The sequence below is a fragment of the Klebsiella sp. 28 genome (assembly GCF_018223905.1).
Classification (GTDB): domain Bacteria; phylum Pseudomonadota; class Gammaproteobacteria; order Enterobacterales; family Enterobacteriaceae; genus Klebsiella; species Klebsiella pneumoniae.
This window is the reverse complement of sequence record NZ_JAGRQY010000234.1, coordinates 1-7,072: the sequence shown is the minus strand read 5'-3', so window position 1 is coordinate 7,072 and position 7,072 is coordinate 1. Positions and strand designations below refer to the sequence as shown.

Annotated in this window: 6 protein-coding genes; 1 reads left to right on the top strand and 5 read right to left on the bottom strand. The window is 60.5% G+C overall.

Features of this window, described 5'->3' with window-relative positions; translation table 11 throughout:
* The 3 genes from menD to KHQ28_RS27030 all read right to left on the bottom strand — a co-directional run.
* A partial coding sequence (gene menD, locus KHQ28_RS27040) for a 2-succinyl-5-enolpyruvyl-6-hydroxy-3-cyclohexene-1-carboxylic-acid synthase (protein WP_211777754.1) occupies window positions 1-957 on the bottom strand: 957 nt, incomplete at its 3' end.
* An 82-nt stretch (window positions 958-1,039) separates the two neighbouring features.
* Window positions 1,040-2,329: an isochorismate synthase MenF gene (menF, locus tag KHQ28_RS27035; protein ID WP_019705503.1), complete on the bottom strand. Its 1,290-nt coding sequence runs from the start codon at window positions 2,327-2,329 to the stop codon at window positions 1,040-1,042.
* Window positions 2,330-2,464: 135 nt separating this feature from the next.
* Window positions 2,465-2,926 carry a GNAT family N-acetyltransferase gene (locus KHQ28_RS27030; RefSeq protein WP_021313293.1) on the bottom strand — a complete coding sequence of 154 codons (462 nt, stop codon included), beginning with the start codon at window positions 2,924-2,926 and terminating at the stop codon, window positions 2,465-2,467.
* 57 nt (window positions 2,927-2,983) lie between these two features.
* On the opposite strand from KHQ28_RS27030, the gene rnz reads away from it, so the two are divergent.
* Window positions 2,984-3,904 carry a ribonuclease Z gene (gene rnz / locus KHQ28_RS27025; protein WP_032418618.1) on the top strand — a complete coding sequence of 307 codons (921 nt, stop codon included), beginning with the start codon at window positions 2,984-2,986 and terminating at the stop codon, window positions 3,902-3,904.
* Between the two features lie 54 nt (window positions 3,905-3,958).
* On the opposite strand, the gene nuoN is transcribed toward rnz, so the two are convergent.
* Both nuoN and nuoM read right to left on the bottom strand, forming a co-directional pair.
* Window positions 3,959-5,416, bottom strand: coding sequence for an NADH-quinone oxidoreductase subunit NuoN (gene nuoN / locus KHQ28_RS27020; protein ID WP_004151107.1), 1,458 nt, complete (start codon window positions 5,414-5,416; stop codon window positions 3,959-3,961).
* 6 nt (window positions 5,417-5,422) lie between these two features.
* Window positions 5,423-6,952 (bottom strand): NADH-quinone oxidoreductase subunit M, encoded by a 1,530-nt coding sequence (gene nuoM / locus KHQ28_RS27015; RefSeq protein ID WP_002913146.1) that lies wholly within the window; start codon window positions 6,950-6,952, stop codon window positions 5,423-5,425.
* Window positions 6,953-7,072: the final 120 nt, after the last annotated feature.

The following is a 7,072-nucleotide window of genomic DNA, read 5'->3' as shown; positions in this document are numbered from 1 at the left end:
CTCCAGTGGCAGGCGACCTGCGAGCCGGATGAATACTGGCTGGTGGATAATCTGCCCGGTCGCCTGCCACTGGAGCACGCGTTTGCCGGTCAGGCTGCTGCCGAGTTGCACGACGATCTGCGCCTGCGCCAGCTCGCTGACCGCTTTGCCGTTGCCCAGCCACAGGTCGGCGCACGGCAGCGGCTGCCCGGTCTGCGACAGGACATCGCCGATCAGCGGCCAGCCGAGGGTCTGCGCCCACTCAGCGACCTTTTTCCCTTCCGCGGCGCTCATTCTGCCCGCCACGACGACGCCGCGTTTTTGTCGCCAGAAGAACCAGTCGCGCTGCTTCTCGCTCTCTAACTGCAGCGCCTGGCGCAGCCAGGGTTTGTCGCTCTGCCACCAGTTGCCGAGCTGCTGCTGCCACTCCACGCCGGTCTCATCCATATCACCATACAGCGGTTCAGCGAACGGACAGTTAATATGCACCCCGCCGGCGTGCAGCGCGCCCAGCGCCTGGTCGATGGTTGAGACCAGCCAGCGGGCAGGAATATCCTGCGAGGGACGCGGCAAAGAAATCGTCTGCGCAGGATGGGAGGCAAACATCCCCGGCTGGCGGATAGCCTGGTTCGCGCCGCAGTCGATCAGCTCCGGCGGACGGTCGGCGGTTAACAGGATCAGCTTTTCACCGGTGAGCCCTGCCTCAATCAGCGCCGGATAGAGGTTTGCGGTGGCGGTCCCGGAGGTGACTATCACCGCCACCGGCTGCCGGCTGGCCTTCGCCAGTCCGAGCGCCAGGTGGCCGAGGCCGCGTTCGTCGAAATGGGTATGATGGATTAAGGCGCGGTTTTCCGCCGCCGCCAGGGTTAAGGGTGTCGAGCGCGAGCCCGGCGCGATGCAGATATGCTGCACGCCATGGCGCGTTAAAGCTTCCAGGATCACCGCCGCCCAGCGTCGGTTAAATGCGCTTACTGACATGAAATTGTCCGGTATCAAATATTGATGCTAAGTATAGATAAGGCAAAGTGACGTCGTTTTGATATGCATCGTCATTCAAGCTTTATGGACACAGCAGCGAGCGCAGCCCGGCCGCTTTGTTGTCAATCTCCTGCCACTCCTGCTGTGCATCAGAGCCGCTGACGATCCCCGCCCCGGCATACAGCCGCAGGGTGTCGTGGTTCACTTTCGCCGAACGCAGCGCCACGCAAAACTCGCTTTGCGCCAGTGACAGATACCCGGCGGACCCGGCGTACCATTCGCGGGAAAACGGTTCATGACGCTGAATGAACGCCAGCGCCGCCCGGCGCGGCAGGCCGGCCACCGCGGCGGTGGGCTGCAGCTGCAGCAGACAGCGGCTGTCGTCAGGCGCCGCCAGCTCGGTCCAGATGCAGCGTCGGAGATGCTGCACCTTACGCAGCCTCACCACCTGCGGCGGCAGGACGTCCAGCGTCGAGGCCTCACTCTGCAGGCGCTGGCAGATATCCTCTACCACCAGCATGTTTTCCCGCTGGTTTTTGTCGTCTTTCATCAACCAGTCGGCCAGTTGCTGCGCCTTCGCGTCTTCCTGATGGTTCGCGACGGTCCCCGCCAGCGCTTCGGTGCGCAGCAGCGCGCCGCGCCGGCGCCACAGCCGTTCCGGCGTGGAGCCGAAAAATGCCTGCCGGGCATTGAACGCCATCAGGAAATGAAAACAGTTAAGATTGCTGCGCCGGCTAGCCGCCATGATGCTCACGGCGTCCAGCGGGGCGGCAAACTGCAGGTCGGTTGCCCGCGCCAGCACTACTTTATCCATTTCACCGGCGCTGATCGCCTTAGTCGCCCGCGCAATCATTGCCTGCCATTGAGGATAGTCGGATGAGTGGCGCTCGCTCAGCAACGGCGGTATGGCGCCGGGAGTCGCCTGAGTGGTTGTCAGGCTGGCGAGAAACGCGCGGGCCGTCGCGGCATCCTCACGCAGGGAGATATCACTATGCAGCACCAGCCGCAGCACGGCCCTGCCGCCGCACCGGCGCCACTCCAGACGCGGCAGCGCCAGGCTGCCCTGCTGCGGTTCAAACGCATTCAGGCCGCAGATACGCAGATCCTGCCGGCCGACCTGGCGTAAAAAGCGGTTCGCCGCGTCGAGCGAGAAAAAGGTTTTTACCGCCCCCAGCGTCGCCAGTTCCTCATCGCCATTGCGCTGCTGCCAGTAAAACTGCGGCCATTGCGCCTGCTGGCCGCACCATAGTAGCGGATCGAAGGCATCATTCAGCGGAAAAGCAACATCGATAATTCGCGTGCCGGGCAAGTCTGGAAAAGACTCGCCCAGGCCGTCTTGCAAACGGGCCAGCGCAGTGGAAACAGACAGCACGCAAACCTCCACGGTAGTAAAACCCCACATTATAAGGGGTTCGACGGCGGAATAGCAGTACCCATGATGAGGGAGCGGGTTTTATCTTACCCGCTCGCCGGGCCAGAGCTGCGTGTGGACGAGGGTGCAGAGGAGTCAGACAGCGCGCTTTTCTCGCGCCATGCCAATGTGGGGGATGCCATCCTCATCATAGACCTCAGTCACCGGCGTAAAACCAAAGTAGGCGTAAAAGGATTGCAGGTGCGCCTGCGCCCCGAGGTAAATCGCCTTTTGCGGCCAGTGCTGCTGACAGCTGGCCAGCGCCTGCTCCATCAGCTGATAGCCGAGCTTCGCACCGCGGGCGGCGGGGCTGACGATGACCCGGCCAATCACCACCGGCGCAAACTCCTCTTCGCTTTTGAGGATCCGCGCGTAGGCCACCAGTTCGCCATCGCGCCAGCCGAGCAGATGGCGATTTTCACCAACCAAATCATCGCCGTCGACATCCTGATAGACGCACTGCTGCTCTACGACAAAGACTTCACTGCGCAATTTCAGCAGCGCATACAGCTGGGGAACGGTGAGTTCACTATGGTGGAGATCCTGCCAGGTCATCATCTGCTGCTCCTTATTGATATACTGATACTTTGCGACTCGCCCTGAGGACACTGGACGATGGAATTAACTTTTTTGGGGACATCCGCCGGGGTGCCGACCCGCACGCGTAATATGACGTCGATAATACTGAATTTGCAACAGCCGACCCGCGCCGAAATGTGGTTGTTTGACTGCGGCGAAGGGACCCAGCATCAGTTTCTTCACACGCCCTACCATCCCGGCAAACTGAATAAGATTTTTATTACCCATCTGCACGGCGACCACCTGTTCGGCCTACCCGGCCTGCTGTGCAGCCGCTCGATGCAGGGAAACTCCCTGCCCCTCACCCTCTACGGGCCAAAAGGACTCAAAGAGTTTGTTGAGACCGCGCTGCGCCTGAGCGGTTCGTGGACCGACTATCCGCTCACCATCATCGAAGTCGGCCCTGGTCTGGTGTTCGACGAAGAGGGCTATCGGGTCACCGCGTATCCGCTCAGCCATCCGGTGGAGTGCTATGGGTATCGCATTGCGCAGCATGACAAGCCCGGCACCCTCGACGCCGCCCAGCTGATTGCCGATGGCGTACCTCCCGGGCCGCTGTTCCATCAACTCAAGCGCGGACAGCGCGTCGAGCTGGCAGATGGCCGGGTCATCGACGGCAGCCGCTATCTGGGACCTGCGACCCCGGGTAAAACGCTGGCCATCTTCGGCGATACCGCCCCCTGCCAGCAGGCGCTGGAGATGGCTCGCGGGGCGGATGTAATGGTCCACGAAACCACCCTTGAGCAGGCGATGGCGGAGAAAGCCAATAGCCGCGGCCACTCTTCCAGTCAGCAGACCGCGGCGCTTGCCAAAGAAGCGGGGGTCGGTACGCTGATCGCCACCCACTTTAGCTCGCGCTACGATGCCGAAGGCTGTCTGCGTATGCTGGCGGAATGCCGGGAGATTTTCCCTAACACGCTGCTGGCAGAAGACTTTATGGTCTACAAGATGGCGTAAAATCCGGGCATAAAAAAACCGCCATCCCGGCGGTTTTTTATTGAGTCAATCAACTTACATCAGCGGCGTCGCCAGCTGCACGATGCTAATCAGCGGCTGCGGCCAGATACCGAGCACCAGCACCAGCAGCGCGGAGATCAGCACCACGATACCGCCGGCGCTGTACTGCCAGTTTGACGGCGCATCGCGATTCAGTTGCTCCGGGGCGCTGAGGTACAGGCTGACGGCAACGCGCAGGTAGTAGTAGAGACCGATCGCCGAGCCGACAACCACCGCGGCAACCAGCCACCACAGATGCGCATGCACACCGACGGCCAGCACGTAGAACTTACCGATAAAGCCGAGGGTCATCGGGATGCCGGCCAGGGAGAGCATCATCACCGTCATCACAGCCGACAGGATCGGACGGTGCCAGAACAGGCCGCGGTAGGAGAACAGCGAGTCAGCATCCGGGCCGCGGTACGGGCTGGACATCAGGCTGACCACGCCGAACGCGCCGAGGCTGCTGAACAGGTAACCGGCCAGGTAAACGCCCACGGCTTCCATCGACATTTCACCGCTCTGCAGGGCAATCAGCGCCACCAGCAGATAGCCGAGATGGGAGATGGAAGAGTAACCGAGCAGGCGCTTAATGTTGGTCTGGCTCAGGGCCATCAGGTTACCGAAGATGATAGAGGCGAAGGCGATCAGGCCCAGCACCACACGTACCGCTTCGCTGTTGCCCACCGGCATGTACAGGAACAGACGCATCACTACGCCGAAGATAGCGATCTTGCTGGCGGTCGCCAGGAAGGTGGAGACCGGCGCAGGCGCCCCCTGGTAAACGTCCGGCGTCCACAGGTGGAACGGCACCAGCGACAGTTTAAAGCCAAGACCGACGATCATCAGACCGAGGCCCGCCAGCAGCAGCGGCTCGTGCAGCATGTTGTCCGCCAGGCTTTTGCCCAGCGCGAGGAAGGACAGGTTGCCGGAGTTCGCATACACCAGCGCCATACCGAAGAGCAGGAAGGACGAAGCTGCCGCGGAGAGGATGGTGTATTTGATGCTCGCTTCCAGCGAACGCTTCTGGCGGAAGGCGTAACCAACCAGGCCGAACAGCGGCAGCGAAATCAGCTCAATACCGAGGAACAGCGCCGCCAGATGATTCGCACCGGCCAGCAGAATGCCGCCCAGGGCGGCGATCAGCACCAGCAGGTAGAACTCTTCTTTGTTGTCCTTGTAACCCTCAAGCCACGGGTAGGCGAAAGTACAGGTCGCGAGGCTCGCCAGCAGCACCAGACCGGTGTAAAGCATGGCGTAGCCGTCAACGCGGATCAGCGGCGTGACGTCCATCGCCCCGTTCTGGCCGACGAACCAGAGCGAGACCAGCGCGGCGTTAAGTCCAAGAACCGACAGCGTGGCATTGAGAAAATGATTGCGTCGCCACGCAATGGAGAGCATCACAACCACCACCGTCAAGCCGACGATCAGCAGCGGTAGCAGTGCGATCAGTTGTTGTGGAGTTATTGTCATGGCGAATTACGGCCTTGTAGTAGAAACAGAATTAACAAACCACTGCTGAATGTTGCTCATCGCAGCATGCGAGGTGTCGAGGATCGGCTGCGGGAAGAAGCCCAACAGCACCAGCAGCACCACCAGCAGCAGGATGATAGACAGTTCACGCAGGGACATCCCCGGCAACTCTTTCGCCGCCACTTCGCTCTTCGCTTTACCGAAGTAAGCGCGATGTAACATCGACAGCGAGTAAACGGACGCGAATACCAGACCAAAGGTGGAGATGACGGTGATCGTCGGCACCACTTTATAGCTGCCGAACAGGATCATAAATTCGCCGACGAAGTTACCGGTGCCCGGCATCCCCAGGGTGGCGACCGCGAAGAACATCGACATCGCCGGCAGCCATTTAATTTTGCTCCACAAGCCGCCCATCTGGCGCATATCGCGGGTGTGCAGACGTTCGTACAGCTGGCCGCACAGAATGAACAGACCCGCCGCGGACAGACCGTGAGCAATCATCTGGATCACCGCTCCCTGATAGGCCAGCTGGCTGCCGGTGTAGATAGCAATCAGCACGAAGCCCATGTGGGACACGGAAGTGTAGGCGATCAGGCGTTTAATATCGGTCTGGGCGAAGGCCATCCACGCGCCGTAGAAGATACCAATCACGCCCAGCCACATGGCGATGGGTGCAAACTCGGCGGAGGCATTCGGGAACAGCGGCAGCGCAAAGCGCAGCAGACCGTAGGCGGCGGTTTTCAGCAGGATCCCCGCGAGGTCGACAGAGCCGGCGGTCGGCGCCTGGGAGTGAGCGTCCGGCAGCCAGCCGTGCAGCGGCACCACCGGCATTTTCACCGCGAAGGCGATGAAGAAGCCGAGCATCAGCAGGTATTCCACGCCGTGAGACATTGGGGTTTTCAGCAGATCTTCATAGTTGAAGGTCCACACGCCGGTGGCGTTGAAGTGGACGAAGGCCAGCGCCAGAATGGCAATCAGCATCACCAGACCGCTCGCCTGGGTATAGATGAAGAACTTGGTGGCCGCTGTGATACGCGTTTTACCGTCCGAGGCTTTGTGGCCCCACAGCGCGATCAGGAAGTACATCGGCACCAACATCATTTCCCAGAAGAAGAAGAACAGGAACATGTCGATGGCGAGGAACACGCCGATAACGCCGCCCAGGATCCACATCAGGTTGAGGTGGAAGAAGCCCTGGTATTTTTCGATTTCACGCCACGAACAGAGCACCGCCAGCACGCCGAGGAGACCGGTCAGCACCACCATAAGCAGCGACAGGCCGTCGATCGCCAGATGGATGCTAATGCCGAAGCGTGGGATCCACGGCAGCACGAATTCCGACTGCCATTGCGGAATACCCGCGGATTGCGTCAGAGAATAGCCGCCCTGCATCCACAGCTGCAGGCCAAGCACCAGCGTCAGTCCCATGGTAATCAGCGCGATCCAGCGCGGCACTTTCACGCCAAAGCGTTCGGTCTGCCAGCACAGGAAGCCGCCGATAAAGGGAATTAATATTAGCCAGGGTAGTAACATGGCGATTTTTATTCCTTGTTAAAGTCCCGTTCAGGACCGATTTTCAACGAATTCGACTACATTCACGTTTGAGTGCGGTTTGTTGTGTCGGGTGGCGCTTCGCTTACCCGACCTACGGTC

What these genes read in the sequence shown, in the direction of transcription:
- rnz (WP_032418618.1), top strand. Translation starts at nt 2,984, where the DNA reads ATGGAATTAACTTTTTTGGGGACATCCGCCGGGGTGCCGACCCGCACG.
- nuoN (WP_004151107.1), bottom strand. Translation starts at nt 5,416, where the DNA reads ATGACAATAACTCCACAACAACTGATCGCACTGCTACCGCTGCTGATC.
- KHQ28_RS27030 (WP_021313293.1), bottom strand. Translation starts at nt 2,926, where the DNA reads ATGATGACCTGGCAGGATCTCCACCATAGTGAACTCACCGTTCCCCAG.
- nuoM (WP_002913146.1), bottom strand. Translation starts at nt 6,952, where the DNA reads ATGTTACTACCCTGGCTAATATTAATTCCCTTTATCGGCGGCTTCCTG.